We start from the raw sequence: 22937 nt of genomic DNA, 5'->3' as shown, positions 1-22937 counted from the left end.
CCAGGGCTGCATCGCATGGCCATCTCGGCAAATACCACTCACTCTCAGAGAGGTCTTGCACATGGTCGATTCAGCCGTCAGTCCAACGCCTTCCAACTCCCAGGTCGCCGAAGAGATCCGCAGTCGGAACCTGCCTCCCACCACTTACCGGGATCTTCCCGAACCCTTGCCGATGAAAAAAGTCATCGGCCCCAGCGTGCTTTTGCTGGCAGGCTCGATCGGTTCAGGTGAATTCGTGCTGTGGCCCTACATTTCCACCCAGACGGGCCTGGCCCTGGTCTGGCTGGCCACCATCGGCATCCTGACCCAGTATTTCCTCAACATGGAAATCACACGCTACACGCTGGCCACCGGGGAAACCGCCGTCACCGGCTTCACCCGGCTCTGGAAACCCTGGAGCTGGCTGTTCATCATCATGGCTGTCGTTCCCTGGATGTGGCCCGGATGGGCAACCGGCAGTTCCACCGCGCTGACCTATGCCTTCGGCCTGTCGGGGGACGCGGTGATCCCGATCACCATCGCCTCGCTGGTGCTGATCGGCATCATCCTGACCGTCTCGCCGGTGGTCTACCGAACCGTGGAAAAAATCCAGTTCTTCCTCGTCGCCCTGATCGTGCTGTTCATGATCTACATCGTCGTGGGCCTGCTCAACGGCGAGACCTGGGGCGCACTGGTTGCCGGCTTCACCACCGAGGTGCCGAAGATCCCCGAGGCCATCGGCAAGCTGCCCATCGCCTTGCTGTTGGGCGCCATCGCCTTCGCAGGCGCCGGCGGGGTCATGAATCTGGCCCAATCGAACTGGGTGCGCGACAAGGGGCTGGGCATGGGCGCCCATCTGCCGAAGATCGTCTCGCCCATCACCGGCCAGGAAACCACCGACGCCGCGATCGGTTACTTCTTCCGCCAGGACGAAGCCAATATGCGGCGCTGGCGCGGCTGGTGGAAAGTGGCCGACCGCGAGCAATTCATTACCTTCTTCCTGCTCGGCCTGTTTGCCATCATGCTGTTCATGATGCTGGCCTATCTCTACGTCGGCGTCGGCAGCACCGCGCAGAATTTCGATTTCGTGCGGCTGCTGGGCGAAAATCTGAATGAGCGGGCCGGCCCCTGGGTCGGGCCGGCATTCTGGTTCACCGGCGTGGTGGTGCTGCTTTCCACCAACCTGACCGTGCTCGACATGATCGGCCGGATCGTGGCCGACATCGCCAAGACCAACTGGCTGCGCGACAGCCAGACCTGGACGGAAAGCCGCCTGTACTTCCTGATCGTCTGGCTGATGGTGGCTTTCGGCTCCATCATTCTGCTCTCGGGCGTCAGCCAGCCGCTGCTGCTGCTGGTGATCGCCTCGGCGCTCAACGGCCTGGTGATGTTCGTGTACTCGGTGCTGCTGATCCAGTTGAACCGCTGCATGCTGCCGCGCGCCATCGGGCTGGGCGGCGTGCGCTTCGCGGCCATTCTGTGGGCGGTGCTGTTCTACGGCGGCTTCTCGATCTATCTGCTCATCGCCCAGTTCGGCAAGCTGTTCTGATCCCCGCCACGTCGCCTGTGCGGCATTGAAAAGGCCGGCCGCCCAGGGGCGGCCGGCCTTTTTTCAGCGCGGAGCCTGACCGATCAGCCCAGCAGGCTGGGCAGCCAGAGGCTGACGGCGGGCACGTAGGTGATGAAGACCAGGTAGACCAGCAAAAGGGACAGCCACGGGAACGCGGCCCGGATGACCTGCCCGATGCTCATCTTGGTAATGCCGGCCGTCACGAACAAGTTCAGGCCCACGGGCGGGGTGACCATACCGATTTCCAGGTTGACCACCATGATGATGCCCAGGTGCACCGGATCAATGCCCATCTGGGTGGCGATCGGGAACAGGATCGGGGCCAGGATCAGGATGATGCCGGTCGGTTCCATGAAGGCGCCGGCCACCAGCAGCAGAATGTTGACCACGATCAGGAACTGCCAGGCGCTCATGTCCCAGGCGATGATCTGCTCGGCAATGGCCTGGGGAATGCGTTCGGTAGTCAGCACATGGGCGAACAGCAGCGCGTTGGCGATGATGAACATCAGCATGATGGTCACCTTGGCCGCATCGATCAGGACCTCGGGCACCTGCTTGAAGCCAATGTCGCGATAGACGAAAACCGCGATGGCAAAGGCGTAGACGGCAGCCACGGCGGCCGCTTCGGTGGGCGTGAAGATTCCGCCGTAGATTCCCCCCAGGATGATGATGATCAGCAGCAGCCCCCAGATCGAGTCGCGGCCCGCGCTCAGGACCTCGCCGATCGAGGCGCGCGGCTGGCGCGGCATGTTGCGCACGCGCGCAACGATGTAGATGGCCACCATCAGCACCAGGCCCAGCAACAGCCCGGGAACGACGCCGGCCATGAACAGGGCCCCCACCGATGTCTCGGTGACCGCGCCGTAGACCACCAGAACGATGGATGGCGGGATAAGAATGCCGAGCGTACCGGCGTTACAGATCACCCCCGCAGCGAAACTTTCCGTGTAGCCGGCGCGTACCATACCGGCAATCACGATCGAACCCACAGCCACCACGGTGGCCGGTGAAGAGCCCGAAACGGCGGCGAACAGCACGCAGGCCAGCACCGAGGCAATCGCCAGGCCGCCGTGCAGATGGCCCACGGCAGCGATGGCAAAGCGGATCATGCGCCGGGCCACGCCGCCGGTCGTCATGAAAGCGCCCGCCAGCACGAAGAAGGGGATCGCCATCAAGGTAAAGTGCTCGGACGTCTCATAAAGCTTGAGCGAGAGCGAAGCCAGCGAATCGTGGCCGAAGGCCATGATGGTCAGCAGCGAGGACAGGCCCAGGGCCACGGCCACGGGCATGCCCATGAACATGAAGACGAACAGCAGGATGAAAAGGGCGGTGGTGGTCATGCGGCGTCTCCCTTGGAATCATCGCTGCGGTATTTCATGGCATCGGCGACCTCGTCACCCAGCAACGAGGCGTGCCCGCCCTTCAGCAGGTTCCACAGGACCTCGCCCAGGCGCCACAGGAGCAGGATATAACCCAGCGGCAGCACCACGCGCGGCACCCACTGCGGGACGGGCAGATCCTGGGCCAGGATGCCGATGGTGTAGATCTTGTCGACGTAGATCCAGGCGCCGTAGACGACGATGGCCGCATACAAGATGCACAGCAGGGTGCTGACGATCGTCACCGCATGGGCCGCCCGGGCGGGCAGAATGCGCACGAGCGCATCCACCCCGATATGCGCGCCCACGCGCACGCCGTAAGAGATGCCCAGGAAGATCAGGGCGCCGAAGAAAAACATGGTCAGCTCCAACGCCCAGACAAAGCTGTAGTTGAAGACGTAGCGGGCCACGACCTGGGCGAACGTCACCACGGTCATTGCCGCCAGGAGAAAGGCGATCAGGCCCTCCTCGATATGTTCCAGCCAGGTTCTAGGCATGGAGAACTCCTTTGTCAGGACACGAAACGGCCGCCTCCTGGCGGCCGCGCGATCAAGCCGATTCTCAGTCGCCGTTGGACGCCCGGGCCTTCGCGATCAGGTCTTCGCCGATCTGGTCGGAGAACTTCGCCCAGACAGGCCGGACGGCTTCGCGCCAGGCGGCGATATCCCGCTTGGTCAGGGTCTGGATCTTCGCTTTGCCGGCTTCGGCGATGCGCTTCTGGTCGCGATCGTTGATTTCGGCAGCCAGCTTGTTGGCATGCTCCGTCGCCCCCGCCATGGCTTTTTGCAGACCCGCACGGATATCCTCGGGCAGACCATCCCACCAGCCGGAATTGGTGATCACCATGTAGTCCAGCGCGCCGTGGTTGGTGACCGCGATGGTCTTCTGGACCTCGTGGAATTTTTGCGAGTAGATGTTCGACCAGGGATTTTCAGCGCCATCGACCACGCCGGTCTGCAAGGCCTGATAGACCTCGGCAAAGGCCAGCTTCTGGGGATTGGCGCCCAACTGGCGGAACTGGGCTTCCAGCACGTCGGAAGACTGGATGCGGAACTTCAGGCCCTTGATGTCTTCCGGACGGACAAGCGTGTCCTTGTTGCTGGACATCTGCTTCAGGCCGTTATGCCAATAGGCCAGGCCCTGGATGCCCTTGGATTTCATGGAGTTCAGCAGTTCCTGCCCGGCGTCGCTGGACTGAAAGCGGTCCAGCGCGGCCATGTCGTCGAACATGAACGGAAGATCGAAAATCTGCAGCTTCTTGGTATAGCGGTCGAACTTGGCCAGGGACGGCGCGATGATCTGCACGTCGCCCAGCAGCAAGGCTTCCATTTCCTTGCCGTCGCCAAAGAGCTGCGAGTTGGAGAACACCTGGACTTCGACCTTGCCCGGCAGGTTGGCCTCGGCCAGTTCCTTGAACTTGAGCGCGCCCTGCCCCTTGGGGGTGTTTTCGGCGACGACGTGGCTGAACTTCACGACGATGGGCTGATCGGCCAGCGCTCCGGAGGAAAAAGCCAGCGCGATGCAGACGCTCAAGGCCTTGACGGCGGGGATGCGGATTTTCATGACAAAGTCTCCCTATTTATGATGGGTCTTGAAATCAAACGCTAAAAACCTCGATCGGCCCCGCCCTAACGGGTTCCGATCGTTCGCCGGATATCGGCGATCAGTTGCCTGCCGATCACGTCTTCCATCTCGACGCTGACGGCGGACAGAGCTTTCTTCCATGCCTGACGCTCCGTTTCCGTCAGGACATGCACTTGCGTCTTGCCGGACGCACGGATCGCATTCAAGGCGCGGTCGTTCTCGGCTTGCGAAATCGAGGCGGCATAGGCCGTCGCCTTGCGCATGGCCTCTTCCAGCGCTTCGCGGACCTCGGAAGGCAGATCTTCCCAGAACTTCCGGTTGACGATCACCGCATAGCCCAGATAACCGTGATTGGACACCGTGAAGTGCGACTGCACGTCTTGCATGCCCTGGGTATAGAAATTCGAAGGCGGATTCTCGGTGCCATCCACCACCCCCGCCTCAAGGGCCGCGTAGACCTCGCCAAAACGCATGGTCATCGGCTGCGCGCCCAGCGCCCTCATCTGGGCATCGAGCACCCGGGAGGGTTGAATGCGCAGGCGCAGACCGGTCAGATCGGAAGGCGCGAGCAGCGGCCTGTTGGCCGAGAAAGACTTGAATCCATTGTCCCAGAACGCCAGACCGATGACCCCCTTGAGGCGCAACCGCTGCAGCATGCCGGCGCCGATCGGCCCATTCGTGATCTGGTGCAGCGCCGCTTCGTCTGGAAACAGGAACGGCAAATCAAAGACTTCAAACTCACGCACGCCCAACGGCCCGAATTTGGACAAGGAAGGCGCAATCATTTCGACCGCGCCTAACTGAAGCGCTTCCAGTTCCTCGCGGTCACGGTAAAGCTCGCTATTCGGATAGACCTGCACGCGCACCCGGCCGTTGGTTGCCTCTTCGGCCAGTTGCTTGAAGCGGACCGCCGCTTTGCCCTTGGGCGTATCCGCAGCCACCACATGGCTGAACCGGATGACAATAGGCTCCTGCTGCGCCTGAACCGCATGCGATGGCAACAGGCATGCGAATATCCAGGAGAACAGAATGGCAAATAATTTCATCACTGCGGCGGTATTCGGGCTTGGCATTCGCATCATTGATACATTTGCCGCCATTCTGAGCAACCGGGCCACTGCTTTCAACTGTGGAAATCCACAAGCGGGCCGGGCGCCGATCCAGCGCCGGGGCCGCAAGGCTCGGATACACTAAGAAAAACTCATCCGGCATGCCTCCCTTGACCGCCCACACTCCGCTCGTTCACCGGCGCACCTGGCAATGGCTGGTGCCGGTCCTGTGCGCGCTGTTGTTCCTGACCACCGTCATCTGGCTGCCGCATCAGGCGCAGCAAATGGAATCGACAGAGCGCCAGGAGCAGTTGATCGCCGATACGCTCTGGGTCGAGCAGACCATCCGCTTCCAGCTTGGGCGCAATGAAGACGATTTCCGTTCGCTGGCCAATGAAATCGCCGTCGGCCATCTGGCCGGCGAAAAGCTGCAGAAGCGGATGCGCTTTTTGCTGCGCACTCATCCCGAGCTCACGCGCATCATCTGGATCGGCGCGGACGGCCGGGGCGCGGGCTCCGACCGGAACACCTCTTTTTCACTGACCGAACTGCCCGAACCGCTGCGCTTGAAGCTGGACCGCATCCGCGCCACCCTGGCGCCGGAATACAGCCAGCCAGATCCGCCTGTAGACGATCAGCACCCCGCCGTCATGGATTATTTCTTTCCAATCCATCAGGACGGGCGCTACGCCGGCAGCGTGATCGCCACCTACTCCCTGACCGGCATCCTGGAACAAATGGTGCCCTGGTGGTTCGCCCAGAAGAACGAGATCCACCTCACCGACCGCTACGAGCGCACTTTGGGGCGGCGCACCGCGGGCGGCGCCGGGCGGGGCGTGTATACCTACGCGCACGACCTGCACCTGCCCTATGCGGACATCACGCTGCGCACCAACAGCGTCAGGGGTGCGCCCAAGCTGCTGCCCAACCTGTTGATCGTCGTCATCGTCGTCTTGACGTTGGGCCTGTTCTGGAGCCTCGCCGCCCTGTGGCGCGACATCAACCGCCGGATGGCCGTCGAACGCGCGCTGCGCGAACAGATCGCTTTTCGCACTGCCATGGAGGACTCCCTGGTGACCGGCTTGCGGGTGTACGACCTGAGCGGCAGGATCACCTACGTCAACCCCGCCTTTTGCCGCATGGTCGGCATCCCCGCCCAAGATCTGATCGGGCGTTCACCGCCCATGCCCTACTGGGCCCCGGAGGTCATGGATGAATACCAGGAACGTTTTGCCCTGCGCATCGCAGGCAAGATCAACACTCAAGGTTTCGAGACGATCTTCCTGCGCCGGGACCAGGAGCGCTTTCCCGTGCTGGTGTACGAATCCGCGCTGGTCGATGAAAACGGCCGCCAGACGGGCTGGATGGGATCGATCCTGGACATTTCCGATCGCAAGCGGTTCGAGGATCTGAACCGGCGCCAGCAGGAAAAGCTCCAGGCCAGCGCCAGGCTGGTGACCATGGGAGAACTCGCCTCGACCCTGGCCCATGAACTGAACCAGCCGCTGGCCGCGATCACCAGCTATACGACGGGGGCGCTCAACCTGCTGAACGATCCCGACGCGCAGCCGGGCGAGGCCCGCATGACCCTCATTCGGGAGGCCCTGGAGAAAGCCAATACCCAGGCGCAGCGCGCCGGGCATGTCATCCGCAGCGTCCACACCTTCACCAAACGGCGCGAACCCCATCGGGAGCCCGTGGAGTCGTCCGCCTTGATCGCCGATGTCGTCCAACTGGCCGAATTGCAGGCCAACCAGCATTTCATCACGATCAAGACCGACATCGCGCCGGACACGCCGCCGGTGCTGGCCGACCAGATGATGCTCGGGCAAGTGCTGCTCAACCTGACCCGCAACGCCATCGAATCGATGCGGGACATGGAGCCCTCCCGCCGGACCCTGCACATCGGCGCAGGCATCGACCCGCTTGTCCCCGGCAACGTGTTCATCAGCGTCACCGACCGCGGCTGCGGCATCCCGCAGCATGCCCGCGAGAAACTGTTTTCCCCCTTCTTTTCCACAAAGGTCGATGGCATGGGCATGGGCCTCAAGATATGCCGCACCGTCGTGGAATCACACGGCGGCACCCTGAGCTACGCCGACAATCCCGGCGGGGGCACGATCTTCCGTTTCTCGCTGCCCGCCGCTGCGTCCGCCGATCGCGTAAAGGCATAAAATGGCTGCACACACGCGGGCCGTGCGCGCCCCAGGGAGGGAAACGACAAGGTGCTACATATCGTTGACGACGAAGAGGTCATCCGGGACTCGCTGATCTGGCTGGCCCAATCCCGCCGCATCGAAGCCATGGGATACGATGGCGCCCAGCCCTTTCTCGACATGCTGGGCACGGACTTCGCCTTCAGCCACGAAGGAGACTGCCTGCTGCTCGACATGCGCATGCCTGACATGAGCGGCGCGCAGCTATTCGACGCCCTCGAGGCGCGCGGCTATACCCGGCGCATGCCGGTCATTTTCCTGACCGGCCACGGCGACGTCCCGATGGCCGTCGACAGCCTGAAACGCGGTGCTTTTGATTTCTTTGAAAAACCATTCAACGACAATTCGCTGATGGACCGCGTGCAAGAAGCGTTGCGGGCATCCCTGGAGGCCGGCGACCAGGCGCAAGTCCAGGCGCGCCTGGATTCGCTATCGGCGCGCGAGCGCGAGGTCATGGATCTGATCCTGGAGGGCAAGATGAACAAGGTGATTGCCGACATGATGGGGATCACCATGCGGACGGTGGAAGTCCACCGCGCCCACGTCTTCGCCAAAATGGGCGTGCGCACCGCGGTCGAGCTGGCGCGCCTGCTCAAGTAGCACCCGCCGCCTCGGCAACAGCCGCTGCCGCCATCGGCGACGGCAAAAAGACAAAGCCCCTGCAGAATACTCTGCAGGGGCTTTGCGGTATAGAAGCCTGACGATGACCTACTTTCACAGGTGTCCACCCACTATCATCGGCGCGAAGGCGTTTCACTGTCCTGTTCGGGATGGGAAGGAGTGGGACCGCCTTGCTATGGTCGTCAAGCATAACTGGTTGCGAATCAGTCTTTCGAGGGACTGGTTCGCCAATTTGGAAGAAGCACACAGGCGCGCGTCTTGCGAGGGCTGCATGGCAGCGGTCTCACAAGGGCGAAGCCCGGGGTTGCGTTGTTTCGTTCAATTGTGTCGGCTACTACACGATCACTCTAATTCCGTTGCGGTACTCCGCAAGGTTATAGGATCAAGCCGCACGGGCAATTAGTACTGGTTAGCTGCACGCGTTGCCGCGCTTCCACACCCAGCCTATCAACGTCCTGGTCTCGGACGACCCTTCAGGGGGGTCAAGCCCCCGGGATACCTAATCTTCAGACGAGTTTCCCGCTTAGATGCCTTCAGCGGTTATCTCTTCCGTACATAGCTACTCGGCAATGCCATTGGCATGACAACCGATACACCAGTGGTACGTCCACTCCGGTCCTCTCGTACTAGGAGCAGGCTCCGTCAAGTATCCAACGCCCACGGCAGATAGGGACCAAACTGTCTCACGACGTTTTAAACCCAGCTCACGTACCTCTTTAAATGGCGAACAGCCATACCCTTGGGACCGGCTACAGCCCCAGGATGAGATGAGCCGACATCGAGGTGCCAAACACCGCCGTCGATATGAACTCTTGGGCGGTATCAGCCTGTTATCCCCAGAGTACCTTTTATCCGTTGAGCGATGGCCCTTCCATACAGAACCACCGGATCACTATGACCTGCTTTCGCACCTGTTCGACTTGTCAGTCTCACAGTCAAGCACGCTTATGCCATTGCACTATCAGCACGATTTCCGACCGTACCTAGCGTACCTTCGTACTCCTCCGTTACACTTTAGGAGGAGACCGCCCCAGTCAAACTGCCCACCATGCACTGTCCCCAACCCGGATCACGGGCCAAGGTTAGAACCGCAAACAGACCAGGGTGGTATTTCAAGGTTGGCTCCACCGAATCTAGCGACTCGGTTTCAACGCCTCCCACCTATCCTACACAGGCCGGTTCACAATCCAATGCAAAGCTACAGTAAAGGTTCATGGGGTCTTTCCGTCTAGCCGCGGGTAGATTGCATCATCACAAACATTTCAACTTCGCTGAGTCTCAGGAGGAGACAGTGTGGCCATCGTTACGCCATTCGTGCAGGTCGGAACTTACCCGACAAGGAATTTCGCTACCTTAGGACCGTTATAGTTACGGCCGCCGTTTACCGGGGCTTCGATCAAGAGCTTGCACCCCATCACTTAACCTTCCGGCACCGGGCAGGCGTCACACCCTATACGTCGACTTTCGTCTTTGCAGAGTGCTGTGTTTTTAATAAACAGTCGCAGCCACCGATTCACTGCGGCCCCTTCATGCTCAGTGCGCAGGCACCTCACACTACCAGGGCATACCTTCTCCCGAAGTTACGGTATCAATTTGCCGAGTTCCTTCTCCTGAGTTCTCTCAAGCGCCTTGGAATATTCATCCCGTCCACCTGTGTCGGTTTGCGGTACGGTCTCGTGAGACTGAAGCTTAGAGGCTTTTCCTGGGACAACTTCCAATCAGTCCAGGAACCGAAGTTCCTGTCCAGCCACACCCTTGAATTCCGCGCCCGGATTTGCCTAAGCGCCTTCTATGGTGCAGCAACGGGGATATCCAACACCCCGATGACCTTCCGTCATCCGTCCCCCCATCGCATCTCACGACGGTGCTGGAATATTAACCAGCTTCCCATCAGCTACGCATCTCTGCCTCGCCTTAGGGGCCGACTCACCCTGCGCCGATGAACGTTGCGCAGGAAACCTTGGACTTACGGCGAGGGGGCTTTTCACCCCCTTTATCGCTACTCATGTCAGCATTCGCACTTCTGATACCTCCAGCAGCCTTTACAAGCCACCTTCGCAGGCTTACAGAACGCTCTCCTACCGCGTGCAATAAATTGCACACCCGCAGCTTCGGTAACTGGCTTAGCCCCGTTACATCTTCCGCGCAGGACGACTCGATCAGTGAGCTATTACGCTTTCTTTAAAGGATGGCTGCTTCTAAGCCAACCTCCTGACTGTCTATGCCTTCCCACTTCGTTTCCCACTTAGCCCGTTTTAGGGACCTTAGCTGGCGGTCTGGGTTGTTTCCCTCTTGAGTCCGGACGTTAGCACCCGGTGCTCTGTCTCCCACACTGTACTTGCCGGTATTCGGAGTTTGCCATAGGTTGGTAAGTCGCCATGACCCCCTAGCTATAACAGTGCTCTACCCCCGGCAGTAATCATGTGAGGCACTACCTAAATAGTTTTCGGAGAGAACCAGCTATCTCCAGGCTTGTTTAGCCTTTCACCCCTATCCACAGTTCATCCCCTAATTTTTCAACATTAGTGGGTTCGGTCCTCCAGCACGTGTTACCGTGCCTTCAACCTGACCATGGATAGATCGCCTGGTTTCGGGTCTACACCCAGCGACTGAATCGCCCTATTCGGACTCGCTTTCGCTACGCCTTCCCTATCCGGTTAAGCTTGCCACTGAATGTAAGTCGCTGACCCATTATACAAAAGGTACGCAGTCACCCCACAAGGAGGCTCCTACTGTTTGTATGCATACGGTTTCAGGATCTATTTCACTCCCCTTCCGGGGTTCTTTTCGCCTTTCCCTCACGGTACTGGTTCACTATCGGTCGATCACGAGTATTTAGCCTTGGAGGATGGTCCCCCCATCTTCAGACAGGATTTCACGTGTCCCGCCCTACTTCTCTGACGCTTAGTTCCACGCACTCGATTTCGTCTACAGGGCTATCACCATGCTGCGGCCGGCCTTTCCAGACCGTTCGACTATCGATTGCGCTAAATCGTCAAGGCTGCTCCGGTTTCGCTCGCCGCTACTGCCGGAATCTCGGTTGATTTCTTTTCCTCGAGCTACTGAGATGTTTCAGTTCACCCGGTTCGCCTCGTTACCCTATGTATTCAGATAACGATACGGCATCGCTGCCGTGGGTTTCCCCATTCGGACATCTGCGGATCAAAGCTTGTTTGCCAGCTCCCCGCAGCTTTTCGCAGGCTACAACGTCCTTCATCGCCTGTGATCGCCAAGGCATCCACCATATGCACTTATTCGCTTGATCCTATAACTTTGCAGATTACAGGAACTGAGTTTCGCGTGTTTGTGCCGTTCAATTCCAACAAGGTTCGTTCAATCCACCCTGGGTAGAGCAGATCGAAGTCTTTCTTGAGAACTTTTGAACAATTGATTTTGCAATCACAACCCGTAAATTACCCTGCTCGACAATCAAGTCGATCATGATATTTACATTGTTGTGCTTCTTCCAGATTGTTAAAGAACATGGTACTTCCACCGAGGGCTCATCTCGCGATGCCCCGCTCAGTCAGCAACACCCTAGTCGCCCAGGATGCTCTTGACTGAAGGCCTGATGCCCCGCTTTCCCCATGAATCGCTGGTGGAGGATGACGGGATCGAACCGACGACCCCCTGCTTGCAAAGCAGGTGCTCTCCCAGCTGAGCTAATCCCCCAGAACCCATCGCCAGCCTACCGCCCGACAATGAATCGTGGTGGGTCAAGATGGATTCGAACCATCGACCCCCGCCTTATCAAGACGGTGCTCTAACCGACTGAGCTACTGACCCCTTGAGTCTGCTTTTCATGCAGGCCTGGACTTCAGACCATGTACCAAACAGCCGATAAGCGTGGACGCTTCAATAACGAGCTTTGCTGTGAGCTCTTAAAGGAGGTGATCCAGCCGCACCTTCCGATACGGCTACCTTGTTACGACTTCACCCCAGTCATGAATCTCACCGTGGTAAGCGCCCCCCTTGCGGTTAGGCTACCTACTTCTGGTGAAACCCACTCCCATGGTGTGACGGGCGGTGTGTACAAGACCCGGGAACGTATTCACCGCGACATGCTGATCCGCGATTACTAGCGATTCCGACTTCACGCAGTCGAGTTGCAGACTGCGATCCGGACTACGATCGGGTTTCTGAGATTGGCTCCACCTCGCGGTTTGGCAACCCTCTGTCCCGACCATTGTATGACGTGTGAAGCCCTACCCATAAGGGCCATGAGGACTTGACGTCATCCCCACCTTCCTCCGGTTTGTCACCGGCAGTCCCATTAGAGTGCCCAACTTAATGTAGCAACTAATGGCAAGGGTTGCGCTCGTTGCGGGACTTAACCCAACATCTCACGACACGAGCTGACGACAGCCATGCAGCACCTGTGTTCCGGTTCTCTTGCGAGCACTCCTCTATCTCTAAAGGATTCCAGACATGTCAAGGGTAGGTAAGGTTTTTCGCGTTGCATCGAATTAATCCACATCATCCACCGCTTGTGCGGGTCCCCGTCAATTCCTTTGAGTTTTAATCTTGCGACCGTACTCCCCAGGCGGTCAACTTCACGCGTTAGCTGCGCTACTAAGGTTAATAAACCCCAACAGCTAGTTGACATCGTTTAGGGCGTGGACTACCAGGGTATCTAATCCTGTTTGCTCCCCACGCTTTCGTGCATGAGCGTCAGTATCATCCCAGGGGGCTGCCTTCGCCATCGGTATTCCTCCACATCTCTACGCATTTCACTGCTACACGTGGAATTCTACCCCCCTCTGACGTACTCTAGCCCGGTAGTTAAAAGTGCAGTTCCAAGGTTAAGCCCTGGGATTTCACACCTTTCTTTCCGAACCGCCTGCGCACGCTTTACGCCCAGTAATTCCGATTAACGCTTGCACCCTACGTATTACCGCGGCTGCTGGCACGTAGTTAGCCGGTGCTTATTCTGCAGGTACCGTCATTGACCCGGGGTATTAACCCGGGCTGTTTCTTCCCTGCCAAAAGTGCTTTACAACCCGAAGGCCTTCATCGCACACGCGGGATGGCTGGATCAGGGTTGCCCCCATTGTCCAAAATTCCCCACTGCTGCCTCCCGTAGGAGTCTGGGCCGTGTCTCAGTCCCAGTGTGGCTGGTCGTCCTCTCAAACCAGCTACGGATCGTTGCCTTGGTAGGCCTTTACCCCACCAACTAGCTAATCCGATATCGGCCGCTCCAATAGTGAGAGGTCTTGCGATCCCCCCCTTTCCCCCGTAGGGCGTATGCGGTATTAGCTGACCTTTCGGCCAGTTATCCCCCGCTACTGGGCACGTTCCGATACATTACTCACCCGTTCGCCACTCGCCGCCAAGAAAGCAAGCTTTCTCGCGCTGCCGTTCGACTTGCATGTGTAAAGCATCCCGCTAGCGTTCAATCTGAGCCAGGATCAAACTCTTCAGTTCAATTCCTGTAATCGTATTTCCTCAACCAATCAAGGTCGGTTCATACGTCGCTATGCTCAAAGAAAGACGAAGTTCGGTCAAAAACCTTACTTCTTCATTTCTGTAGTATGAGCACTTGGTTTGTTGCTTTGCTTCTCCGGCATTGCGACCGGTCCGTGAGAACCTATCGCACCGGTCAGCGTCGCTTGTCATCAAGCGCCCACACTTATCGGCTGTTAAGTTTTTAAAGAGCAATTCTGCAAGAAGCAGAGAAACGAGATTATGAAGTACTTTTTACGTCGTGTCAAGCGGCTGGCTTTTTTCGATCGGCCCGGACTTCGTCCGAACCACATCCCAACCCCCTGACCGACAAGGCCTTCATGCCTCGCTGTCGAGCCCGAAATTAAAACATTTATACGTTTCAATGTCAAGCCCCTTCAGGCTCCGGACCGGAACCGAAATCCCCGCCGGTCTTCGCTGCCGGTTTCGGTTCGGAAGCCGGGCCTACGCCTGCAAGCTTCTGAACTCCGGCCTGGCCCGCGGACCCTGATCCCTATCGGTAAAACCTAAGAATCTAGGGGTTAACCCGTGTGCCTGGCGGCGAAGAAACGAGACTATAGCACGCTTTTTTAAAGCCGTGCAAACCACCTCGAAAAAAGGCAGAAACGGAGTGGTCGCCGCCTGAGGCGGCGGCCGGCCGCTTCCGAAAGAACCGGCGAACCAAGCCCTTGGAAAGAAACGGGTCAGGTTCGCGCCGAATGGTCAGGCACTGGCCTTGGCGTCACGCTGCATGGTTTGCGCAATGAGGAATACCGCCGCGCCGACGGCCAGCGGGGGCCACGAGGGCAGGAACAAGGCGACAACACCCAGTGCGATGCCGGCCAGGGAACCCAGCATCAGGACGATGTCGCGCTTGCTCAGACAGGCGCCAATGGAAGTGCCGATGAGAATGGCCGCAAGAATCTGATAGATGGAATGCATGGATGCCCCCTCTTGTATTTCTAATGGAAGGGCGGGCGGCACGGAGCCTGCCCCCGCGTCGTCGTCCGTATCGGACGCCCCGAGTGTAGGACATCGGCCCCGGCCGGGCAAACATGGGGCCGCCGGTGGTGATAAATTGAGCCCATTGGAACCGATACGGCAGAATGACAGCGCCTCATGACAGAAGACATCCTCATCAACGTCACCCCCTTTGAAACCCGCGTCGCCCTGACCGCCCAGGGGGTGGTGCAGGAACTGCACATCGAGCGCAGCATCCAGCGCGGCCACGTCGGCAATCTGTACCTGGGGCGCGTCGCCCGGGTGCTGCCCGGCATGCAAAGCGCCTTCGTGGACATCGGCCAGGAACGCGCCGCCTTCATCCATGTCGCCGATCTGCGGCAGAACCGCCATGCCCGGATCGGCCACGGCGATCATCCGCAACAGACGCCCATCGAAAAATTGCTGTTCGAAGGCCAGCCCCTGCTGGTCCAGGTCATCAAAGATCCGCTCGGCACCAAAGGAGCCCGGCTGTCCACCCACATCAGCATCGCCGGCCGGATGCTGGTCTACCTGCCGCACGAACCGCACATCGGCATTTCCCAGCGCATCGGCGACGAGGCGGAGCGCAATGCCTTGCGGGAACGGCTGCTGGCGCTGAAACCGGAGGACGAACCCGGCGGCTTCATCGTGCGCACTCAGGCCGAGGGCGCCAGCGACGAAGAGCTGGCGGCCGACATCGCGTACCTGCGCACGCTGTGGGCCAACATCCAGGCGCGCGTCCGCCAGGCGGCGGCGCCCTCTCCCGCCTACATCGAACTGACTCTGGCTCAGCGCGTGCTGCGCGACATGGTCACGCCGGACACGGCCTCGATCACGGTCGATTCACGCACGGTGACCCAAGAACTGGTGGAATGGGCGCAGCGCTACACCCCTTCGGTCACGGACCGCATTCACCACTACAGCGGCAACCGGCCGTTGTTCGACATGGCCAATGTGGACGAGGAAATCGCCCGCGCCCTGTCCCGCCGCGTGGAGCTGAAGTCCGGCGGCTACCTGATCATCGACCAGACCGAGGCTTTGACGACGGTGGACGTGAATACCGGCGGTTTCGTGGGCGGGCGCAACTTCGACGACACGATCTTCAAGACCAACCTGGAGGCGGCGGTCGCCATCGCCCGCCAACTGCGGTTGCGCAACCTGGGCGGAATCATCGTGCTGGATTTCATCGACATGGACGACGCCGGACACCAGGCCTCCGTGCTGGCCGAATTGAACAAGGCGCTGGCCCGCGACCGCACCCGCACCACGGTCAGCGGCTTCAGCCAGTTGGGGCTGGTGGAGATGACGCGCAAGCGCACCCGGGATTCGCTGGCGCATCAGTTGTGCGAGCCTTGCCCCACCTGCGAATCGCGCGGCACCGTGCGCACGCCGCGCACGCTGTGCTATGAGATCCTGCGGGAAATCCTGCGCGAGGCGCGCCAGTTCAATCCCAGGGAGTTTCGCATCGTCGCCGCGCAACCCGTGATCGACCTGTTCCTGGAAGAAGAAAGCCAACACCTGGCCATGCTGGGCGACTTCATCGGCAAGCCGATCTCGCTGGAGGTGGAGGTCGGCTACAGCCAGGAGCACTACGACATCGTGCTGCTGTAGCGGCGCCCTGGGCCGCCGGGGCCTGACCGGGTCAGTCGCCGACGTCCAGCTTGTTTTCCCAACTGGTGTTCGCCTCGCAGGCATCCGGCTTCATCATGGCAGTCAGCATTTCATGGACCCGGTCCATCTGCCCGGCGCGGTAGCTGTAGGCTTTGACGTTGACGGTGCGGTTGTGCAGCCGCGTCAGGCTGAGCACGATGCTGTCCTCCCAGCCGGCGTCGGGGGCGGGGCGCGAGACGACGCGGGCGAAGGCCGACTCATTGGGCACCATCTCGAAGACATACGTCCGGCCGCATGCTTCAGCGTGCTTGAACAGGTTTTGCTGCACCTGCGGAAAATCGATGGGCAGGCGACGGCGCTCCGTCACCAGGTAGCGGTCGGTTTCCAATTGATCGACGGTCAGGCCGGCTGTGGAAGCGCAGGCGGTCAGGACCGCTAGCGCGGCCAGGGCGAATACGGTTTTCATGAAGGTCTCCGGGAATCCTCGCCATGATCGGCGGGGCTGGGCGCCAGGGGCACCGGGGATTGCGGGCGTTCTTCTGGATCGGCCGGCACGGACTGGGCATCGTCCCGGAACTGCAAACGATACAGCTTGGCATACAGCCCCGCGGCCGCCAACAGCTCGGCATGCCCGCCCTGCTCGACGATGCGGCCCTGGTCCAGGACGACGATGCGATCCGCCTTCTGCACTGTGCTGAGCCGATGGGCGATCACCAGCGTGGTGCGGCCGGTCATCAGGCGCTCCAACGACGCCTGGACCTGGCGCTCGGACTCGTTGTCCAGCGCCGAGGTGGCTTCGTCGAGGATCAGGATCGGCGCATCCTTGATGAGGGCGCGGGCGATGGCCAGGCGCTGGCGCTGGCCGCCGGACAGGGCACTGGCGTTGCTGCCGACAGGGGTGTGGATGCCTTCGGGCAAGCTGTCGACGAAAGCCAGCAGGTTGGCCGCGTCCAGGGCGGCGCGGATGCGGTCTTCGGACACGTCGCCCTGGACACCATAGGCCACGTTCTCAGCGATCGACCCCTCGAACATCACGACGTCCTGGCTGACCAGGGAGAGCTGGGAGCGCAACGCACGCAGGCGGAACTCCCGGATGTCGACGCCGTCGATCAGCACCTGCCCGCCGGTGGGCTCGATAAAGCGCGGCAGCATGTTCACCAGCGTCGTCTTGCCGCTGCCCGAACGGCCGACCAGCGCCACAGTCTGGCCGGCCGGAACGGAAAGCGACACCTGATCCAGCGTGTTCCGGGATGCGTCGGCAAAGCGGTGCGTGATGCCCCGGAAGACGACCTCGCCATTCAGACGCGCCTGGATATCCCGGGTGCCGGTGTCGGATTCGACCGGCTCGTCGATCAGGGCGAAGACGCTTTCGGCGGAAACCAGCATGCGCTGGGTTGCCCCGGCGATGTTGGTGAGCCGCTTCAGGGGATCGAAGATCTGCCCCAGCGCCGCCATGAAAGCCGCGAAACTACCCACCGTCAGCCCTTGGTGGTTGGCCTGGTACAAGGCCACGGCGACGACGATGGCGACGGACAAGGCGACGAAGAACTGGGAGATCGGCGACATGGCCGAATCCGCGCTGGCCGCGCGCATGGAAAAACGGCGCAGGCGGGCGTTGACATAGGCGAAGCGGCCGCGTTCGCGTTCGTAGCCATCGAACAGCTTGATGACCCGCTGCCCCGCGATCCCTTCGGAGACCACATGGGTCAGTTCCGCATTCATGTTGATGGTATCGCGATTGATGCGTCGCAGACGGCGGATGAAATAACGGCTCGTGATGACGGACAGGGGCAGCATCACCAGAACGATCAGTGTCAGTTGCCAGGACATGTACAGCAGCACCGCCAGCAACGCCACGACCGTCAGGGATTCGCGCACGATGACGCGGATGACCTCGGTGGACAGACCGCTGACGTTGCCGGCGTCGATGGTGAACCGATTGAGCAGCCGCCCGTGGTCGCGCGCCCGGAAGACTTCGTCGGACATCCCCATCAGACGGTCGAACATGTCGCGCCGCAAGGCCAGCAGCATGTTGTTCGCGACCCAGGACATCAGATAGGTGCCGCCGAAGGTGCACAGGCCGCGCAACAGCATCAAACCGACGACGGCCAGGGGGATGGACCAGATGTAGGAAGGCTGCGCGCCCGTGAAGCCCTCGTCGAGCAGGGGCTTCATGATGACGGCCAGCAGGGGCTGCGTCGCCGAGGCGATGCTGAGCAGCACCAGGGCCAGCGCCCCGATCTTCCAGTCCCGGCCGAGCCGGAGGTAGATCTGCCGCCACAGCTCCCGCCGCACGGGGCGGCTGTCTGCGGGATGATCGGAGGAGGTCTTCACCCGGCGCACTCTCTTATATACTTTGGGAATCACGCATTTTAGCCCGTTCGCGCCGCTTGGCTGCCGCGGGCGCCGGAGCCGACGCGTTGCCCTCCTGCCCCAATACCGCTTTGTACGTCCGCCTGCCCAACTGGGTCGGCGATGTCTGCATGAGCCTGCCCAGCCTGGAAGCCCTGCTGGACACCGGCCTGCCCGTCATCGCCTGCGCCCGGCCCTGGGCGCGCGACCTGCTGGCGGCTTATCCGCTGGCCGGCTTCATCCCCATGACAGGCGGCTGGCGCGCCGATCGGGCGGCCGTGCGCAACGTGCGCCGCCAGGCGCCGGCCGGACGGCGGCCGCTGGGCCTGCTGCTGCCCGATTCCCTGTCCAGCGCGCTGGTGTTCCGCTTCGCGGGCATTCCCTGCGCCGGCTACCGTGACGATGGCCGCAGCCTGATCCTGCGGTGGCCGTGCGCCAAACCGGCGGGGCCGCTGCACGCGGTGCAATCCTGGTACCACTTGACCCGCCACGCACTGGCGCAATGGCGCCTGGCGGAACCTGCGCCCCAACCCGCCGATGAATTGTGCTGGCGGGCCGCCGTCGCTCACGAGGATGAGGCCTCCCGGGCGCTTTCCCAGGCGGGGCTGGCCAGCGGGGGCTTTGTCCTGATCGCGCCGACGGCCACGGGCCTGCATAAAGGCCGCGTCAAGGTCTGGCCGGGCTTCGACAGCCTGACCCGGTCCCTGCAGGCGCGCGGCCTGACGGTCGCCATGGCGCCGCCCGAGGCCGAACGGCAGGCCGCGCGCGAGACGACTCCCACCGCCCTGCTGCTGCCGCCTCTGGGTCTGGGCGCTTTCGCGACCCTGACCCGCCGCGCCGCCCTGGTGATCTGCAACGACTCCGGGGTCTCGCATCTGGGCGCCGCCGCTCAGGCACGGCAGATCACGCTGTTCGGCGTCACCGACCCCGCCCGCACCGGCCCCTGGTCGAACCGGGCTGTGCGCATGGGCCGCATGGGCGCCTGGCCCGCCGCTGCGGAAGTCCTGTCCGCCGCTCTGGAAATCCTGGATACCTCGCCTGTCGCATGACGATCACTGTTTTTCTCGGAAACCTGCTGATTCCCCTGAACCTGTCCGTCACCCTGCTGGTGCTGGCCCTGCTGCTGTTCATCCTGCGCTGGCGCAAGACAGCCGGCCTGCTGGCCACCGGCGCTCTGGCCTGGGTCGTGTTCTGGTCCTTGCCGACCTCTTCGCTATGGGCCGGCGGCCTGCTGGAACAGCGCTACCCCTACGCGCCGGCGGCCCAGATGCCGGCGGCCCAGGCCATCGTGGTCCTGGGCGGCAATTCCGCCAACGGCCGGCGCAACTGGTTCGAGCCCTATGATCGCGACACCGCGATCCAGCGCACCGATACGGCCGCGCAACTCTATGCCGCGGGCCGCGCGCCACTGGTGGTCGTCTCCGGCGCGGCGCTGGACGGCGGGCAGAGCGAGGCGGCCATGATGGCTTCGGCGCTCGAGCGCAGCGGCGTCCCCGCCGAAGCCATCATGAAAGAAAACCAGAGCGACACCACGCGCGAAAACGCGGTCTACTCGGCGCAATTGCTGCGTGAGCGGGGCATCGAGCGTTTTCTTCTGGTCACGTCCGCCCTGCACATGCCCCGGTCCATGGCCAGCTTCCAGAAGCAGGGCCTGAATCCGATCGCGGCGCCCTCTCCGCCCCAGATCGTGGTTCCCGACGACCCGGACTTCGCATTCTGGCTGCCGGACATGCGCGCGCTGAACGCCAGCCGATCGATCATCAAGGAATATCTGGGCCTGCTGGTTTACTGGGCGCGCGGCTGGATCTGAGCCCGTTGCACGGCGCCGGATTCAGCATGCGGCAGCGCCGCGCTCCCGGAGGATATCCGCATAGATGTTCAGGTAACGGCGGGCGATTTCCGGCCAGGCATGGCGGGCCAGCACATCTTGCGCCCCCGCGCGCAGCCGGAGCCGCAATGCCGCATCCGAACGCAGCCGCCCGATGGCATGCGCGAGTTCGTCCGCTCGCTCGGGGTGGCTGAGGACCAGGGCTTCGGTTTCCGGCCTGACATACTGGGCGAAGCCGCACCAGGGCGCCGGGCTGAGAATCACCGGCAGGCCGAAGGACATGGCTTCCAGGGGCGCCATGCCGAAGCTGTCGTTCAAGGTGGGATGCACGTACAGGTCGGCCGCCTGGTAATAGGGTTCGACCTGCGAGGTTTCCGCCACCAGATGCACGCGGCCGCGCACGGATTCCGGAGCGCGGGACACGCAATCGCGCGCCGCGGCATTGGCGCCGACCACCAGCAGCAGCACATCGTCCGGCAGTTCGGCCAATGCCTGCAGCACGGTGGGCAGACCCTTGCGCATCGGATTGCGCGCCACCAGCAGGCACAGCGTGCCTTCTGCCGGCAGCCCCAGGCTGGCCCGCATCCGGCGGCGCAGTTCGTCGGTGACCGGTTCGGCCTGCGCCACGCCGGGAGCGATCACGGGGGCGTCCAGGCCAGGACCATAGGCCTGCGCCAACTGATGCGCGATCAACTGCGACACCGCCACGACCCGGTGACCGGCGCGCGGCGCCACGCGCCGGGCCTCCAGGCCCAGATAGGTCTGCACCCGGGGACTGACATAAGACAACATCCGGCGCAGCACGGACATGGAGCGCACCCGCCAGCGATAACGCACCGGCGTGACGTGCACCACTTCCACGTTGCCGCACCAGCCGTTCATGTGGGAATGGACAATATCGTAACCGCCGCGCGTGGCGCGCGCGGCGCGCCGAGCGAACAGCCAGACCCGGATCCAACTGGGCCAGCGCCGGCTGACGGCGATCGGCCGGAATGGCAACTCCAGGCCGCAGGCTGGATCGTATTCGCGTGCAAAAACCGTGACGCGGTGGCCGGCGGCCGCCAGTTCCCGCATGAGTTCGACGCCGTAGGCCTCCGCCCCGCCGAAACGATTGCCGAAGCGATCCACGACGAAGGCGATGGACAGGGGCTGGGCGACACCGGAGAATGCGGGATCAGGCATGGACGGATTATATCGGCCGGGCAGGCTCAGGCGCAGATTTCGCGATAAAGCGCCATGGTCCGCTGCGCAGCCTCCGGCATGGCAAAGCAGGCCAGCGCACGCAGCCGCGCGGACTCGGCCACCTCGGGACGCACCGGCACGTCGAGGCGCTCCAGCAGCCAGGCATGGAGGGCATCGACGTCGCCGGCCGGGACCACCCAGCCGTCCACGCCGTGTCGAACCAGTTCCGGCAAGCCGCCGGCATCGGACACCAGGGTCGGCAGCCCCATGGCCAGCGATTCGCACGTCGCATAGGATCCCGCCTCGTGCAGGGACAGCACGAAGCCCACGTGGCAGGCCGCCAGCACCCGTCGGGGGTCGGCCACCTGGCCCGGAAAGACCGTCGCGTCTCCCATGCCCAGCGCCTCGACTTCCTGTCTCAGGAGCGGCGGCGGCAAGTCCCCGGCGATCAGCAGGCGTAGACGCATGCGCTGAGCCTGGGGCAAGCGGGCGGCGGCCCGGACGAGAAAGATCCATCCTTTCTCCAGATCCGTGCCGCCCACGCTGCCCAGCACCAGCACATCCTGCGAAAGCTCCCCCAACAGTTCCCGGCGCGCCTGGGCGGCGGCGGACGGCGGAAGCGGCATGAAATGATCGGTGTCGACCCCCAGGCGGATCGTATGGACCGGCAGGCGTCCGTAGGATGAAGCCTGCAACTGGCGGCTCACGAAATCGCAGACCCCAATGACGCCCTCCGTGCCGCAACGGGCGCGGATCACGTTTCCGAGGCTTGAGACCGGTTTGGTATTGTGCTTGGTCCAGACGATGCGCGGCGCATGACTCAGGCCGAGGCGCGCCAGCATGATCTGCCGGTGGTCCGCCGAGCCGTTGACGTGCGCTATGTCGAAGCGCTCTTCGCGCAGCAGGCGCCGCAACCGGCGCGTTTCAGCCAGCATCGGCCACACCCTCGTACTGTAGGCCACATCCACGCAGCGCACTCCTGGTATCTGTCGGGCCAGCGCGAACAAACGGCTCGTGCCAGGCGTGGCCAGGACGATTTCATGTTCATCCTGAAAAGAGCGGATCAGATTGATGATGTAGGGCGCATGACCGCCGCTGCCCCGAGGGTGAAAATTGGTATAGAGGATTCGCATATGTTCACAG

The 22937-nt window shown here is 61.8% G+C and carries 15 protein-coding genes, 2 tRNA genes and 3 rRNA genes; 6 read left to right on the top strand and 14 right to left on the bottom strand.

The window, feature by feature from the left end; genetic code table 11:
* Window positions 1-61 precede the first annotated feature (61 nt).
* Complete coding sequence (locus tag ABRZ00_RS10315; protein ID WP_368642075.1) at window positions 62-1528, top strand: Nramp family divalent metal transporter; 1467 nt, start codon at window positions 62-64, stop codon at window positions 1526-1528.
* A gap of 83 nt (window positions 1529-1611) precedes the next feature.
* On the opposite strand, the gene ABRZ00_RS10310 is transcribed toward ABRZ00_RS10315, so the two are convergent.
* The 4 genes from ABRZ00_RS10310 to ABRZ00_RS10295 all read right to left on the bottom strand — a co-directional run bounded on the left by ABRZ00_RS10310 (window position 1612) and on the right by ABRZ00_RS10295 (window position 5558).
* Entirely contained in the window at window positions 1612-2889 is a 1278-nt protein-coding gene (locus ABRZ00_RS10310) for a TRAP transporter large permease (RefSeq protein ID WP_368647689.1), read from the bottom strand.
* A complete protein-coding gene (locus tag ABRZ00_RS10305; RefSeq protein WP_368642077.1) occupies window positions 2886-3425 on the bottom strand; it encodes a TRAP transporter small permease in 540 nt (179 codons plus the stop codon). The genes ABRZ00_RS10310 and ABRZ00_RS10305 overlap by 4 nt, the downstream gene beginning before the upstream one ends.
* A gap of 64 nt (window positions 3426-3489) precedes the next feature.
* Window positions 3490-4491: a TRAP transporter substrate-binding protein gene (locus tag ABRZ00_RS10300; RefSeq protein ID WP_368642078.1), complete on the bottom strand. Its 1002-nt coding sequence runs from the start codon at window positions 4489-4491 to the stop codon at window positions 3490-3492.
* Window positions 4492-4556: 65 nt separating this feature from the next.
* Complete coding sequence (locus ABRZ00_RS10295) at window positions 4557-5558, bottom strand: TRAP transporter substrate-binding protein (protein WP_368642750.1); 1002 nt, start codon at window positions 5556-5558, stop codon at window positions 4557-4559.
* A 164-nt stretch (window positions 5559-5722) separates the two neighbouring features.
* Here ABRZ00_RS10295 and ABRZ00_RS10290 point away from each other — a divergent pair, with 164 nt between their 5' ends.
* Both ABRZ00_RS10290 and ABRZ00_RS10285 read left to right on the top strand, forming a co-directional pair.
* Window positions 5723-7735, top strand: a complete 2013-nt coding sequence (locus tag ABRZ00_RS10290) for a nitrogen regulation protein NR(II) (protein ID WP_368642079.1) — start codon at window positions 5723-5725, stop codon at window positions 7733-7735.
* 51 nt (window positions 7736-7786) lie between these two features.
* Window positions 7787-8377, top strand: coding sequence for a response regulator transcription factor (locus ABRZ00_RS10285; RefSeq protein ID WP_368642080.1), 591 nt, complete (start codon window positions 7787-7789; stop codon window positions 8375-8377).
* 95 nt (window positions 8378-8472) lie between these two features.
* Here the strand turns inward: ABRZ00_RS10285 and rrf are convergent.
* The 6 genes from rrf to ABRZ00_RS10255 form a co-directional block, all read right to left on the bottom strand.
* Window positions 8473-8585, bottom strand: a 5S ribosomal RNA gene (gene rrf, locus ABRZ00_RS10280).
* 191 nt (window positions 8586-8776) lie between these two features.
* A 23S ribosomal RNA gene (locus tag ABRZ00_RS10275) occupies window positions 8777-11663 on the bottom strand.
* Between the two features lie 331 nt (window positions 11664-11994).
* Window positions 11995-12070 (bottom strand) — tRNA-Ala (locus tag ABRZ00_RS10270).
* A gap of 37 nt (window positions 12071-12107) precedes the next feature.
* Window positions 12108-12184 (bottom strand) — tRNA-Ile (locus tag ABRZ00_RS10265).
* Window positions 12185-12281: 97 nt separating this feature from the next.
* Window positions 12282-13822: ribosomal RNA gene (locus ABRZ00_RS10260) — 16S ribosomal RNA — on the bottom strand.
* Together the 16S, 23S and 5S rRNA genes with 2 tRNA genes alongside form the textbook arrangement of a ribosomal RNA operon.
* Before the next feature lie 741 nt (window positions 13823-14563).
* A complete protein-coding gene (locus tag ABRZ00_RS10255) occupies window positions 14564-14782 on the bottom strand; it encodes a hypothetical protein (protein ID WP_368642081.1) in 219 nt (72 codons plus the stop codon).
* 177 nt (window positions 14783-14959) lie between these two features.
* Here ABRZ00_RS10255 and rng point away from each other — a divergent pair, with 177 nt between their 5' ends.
* Entirely contained in the window at window positions 14960-16432 is a 1473-nt protein-coding gene (gene rng / locus ABRZ00_RS10250) for a ribonuclease G (RefSeq protein WP_368642082.1), read from the top strand.
* Window positions 16433-16463: 31 nt separating this feature from the next.
* Here rng and ABRZ00_RS10245 read toward each other — a convergent pair whose 3' ends face one another.
* Both ABRZ00_RS10245 and msbA read right to left on the bottom strand, forming a co-directional pair.
* Entirely contained in the window at window positions 16464-16898 is a 435-nt protein-coding gene (locus ABRZ00_RS10245; RefSeq protein ID WP_368639315.1) for a hypothetical protein, read from the bottom strand.
* Window positions 16895-18766: a lipid A export permease/ATP-binding protein MsbA gene (gene msbA / locus ABRZ00_RS10240; RefSeq protein ID WP_368642083.1), complete on the bottom strand. Its 1872-nt coding sequence runs from the start codon at window positions 18764-18766 to the stop codon at window positions 16895-16897. The genes ABRZ00_RS10245 and msbA overlap by 4 nt, the downstream gene beginning before the upstream one ends.
* Window positions 18767-18915: 149 nt before the next feature.
* Here msbA and ABRZ00_RS10235 point away from each other — a divergent pair, with 149 nt between their 5' ends.
* Both ABRZ00_RS10235 and ABRZ00_RS10230 read left to right on the top strand, forming a co-directional pair.
* On the top strand, window positions 18916-19833 hold the full coding sequence (locus tag ABRZ00_RS10235; RefSeq protein WP_368642751.1) for a glycosyltransferase family 9 protein: 918 nt from the start codon (window positions 18916-18918) through the stop codon (window positions 19831-19833).
* Window positions 19830-20594 carry a YdcF family protein gene (locus ABRZ00_RS10230; RefSeq protein ID WP_368642084.1) on the top strand — a complete coding sequence of 255 codons (765 nt, stop codon included), beginning with the start codon at window positions 19830-19832 and terminating at the stop codon, window positions 20592-20594. Before ABRZ00_RS10235 ends, ABRZ00_RS10230 begins: the two co-directional genes overlap by 4 nt.
* 21 nt (window positions 20595-20615) lie before the next feature.
* On the opposite strand, the gene ABRZ00_RS10225 is transcribed toward ABRZ00_RS10230, so the two are convergent.
* Both ABRZ00_RS10225 and ABRZ00_RS10220 read right to left on the bottom strand, forming a co-directional pair.
* The gene (locus tag ABRZ00_RS10225) at window positions 20616-21794 is read right to left on the bottom strand and encodes a glycosyltransferase family 4 protein (RefSeq protein ID WP_368642085.1); all 1179 of its coding nucleotides are present in this window, start codon (window positions 21792-21794) and stop codon (window positions 20616-20618) included.
* Window positions 21795-21820: 26 nt separating this feature from the next.
* Complete coding sequence (locus tag ABRZ00_RS10220; RefSeq protein ID WP_368642086.1) at window positions 21821-22927, bottom strand: glycosyltransferase; 1107 nt, start codon at window positions 22925-22927, stop codon at window positions 21821-21823.
* Window positions 22928-22937: the final 10 nt, after the last annotated feature.

It is taken from the genome of Castellaniella ginsengisoli, from assembly GCF_040955415.1.
Lineage (GTDB): Bacteria > Pseudomonadota > Gammaproteobacteria > Burkholderiales > Burkholderiaceae_B > Castellaniella > Castellaniella ginsengisoli.
Note: the sequence above shows the minus strand (reverse complement) of the source record. Positions and strands in the feature narration are given on the sequence as shown.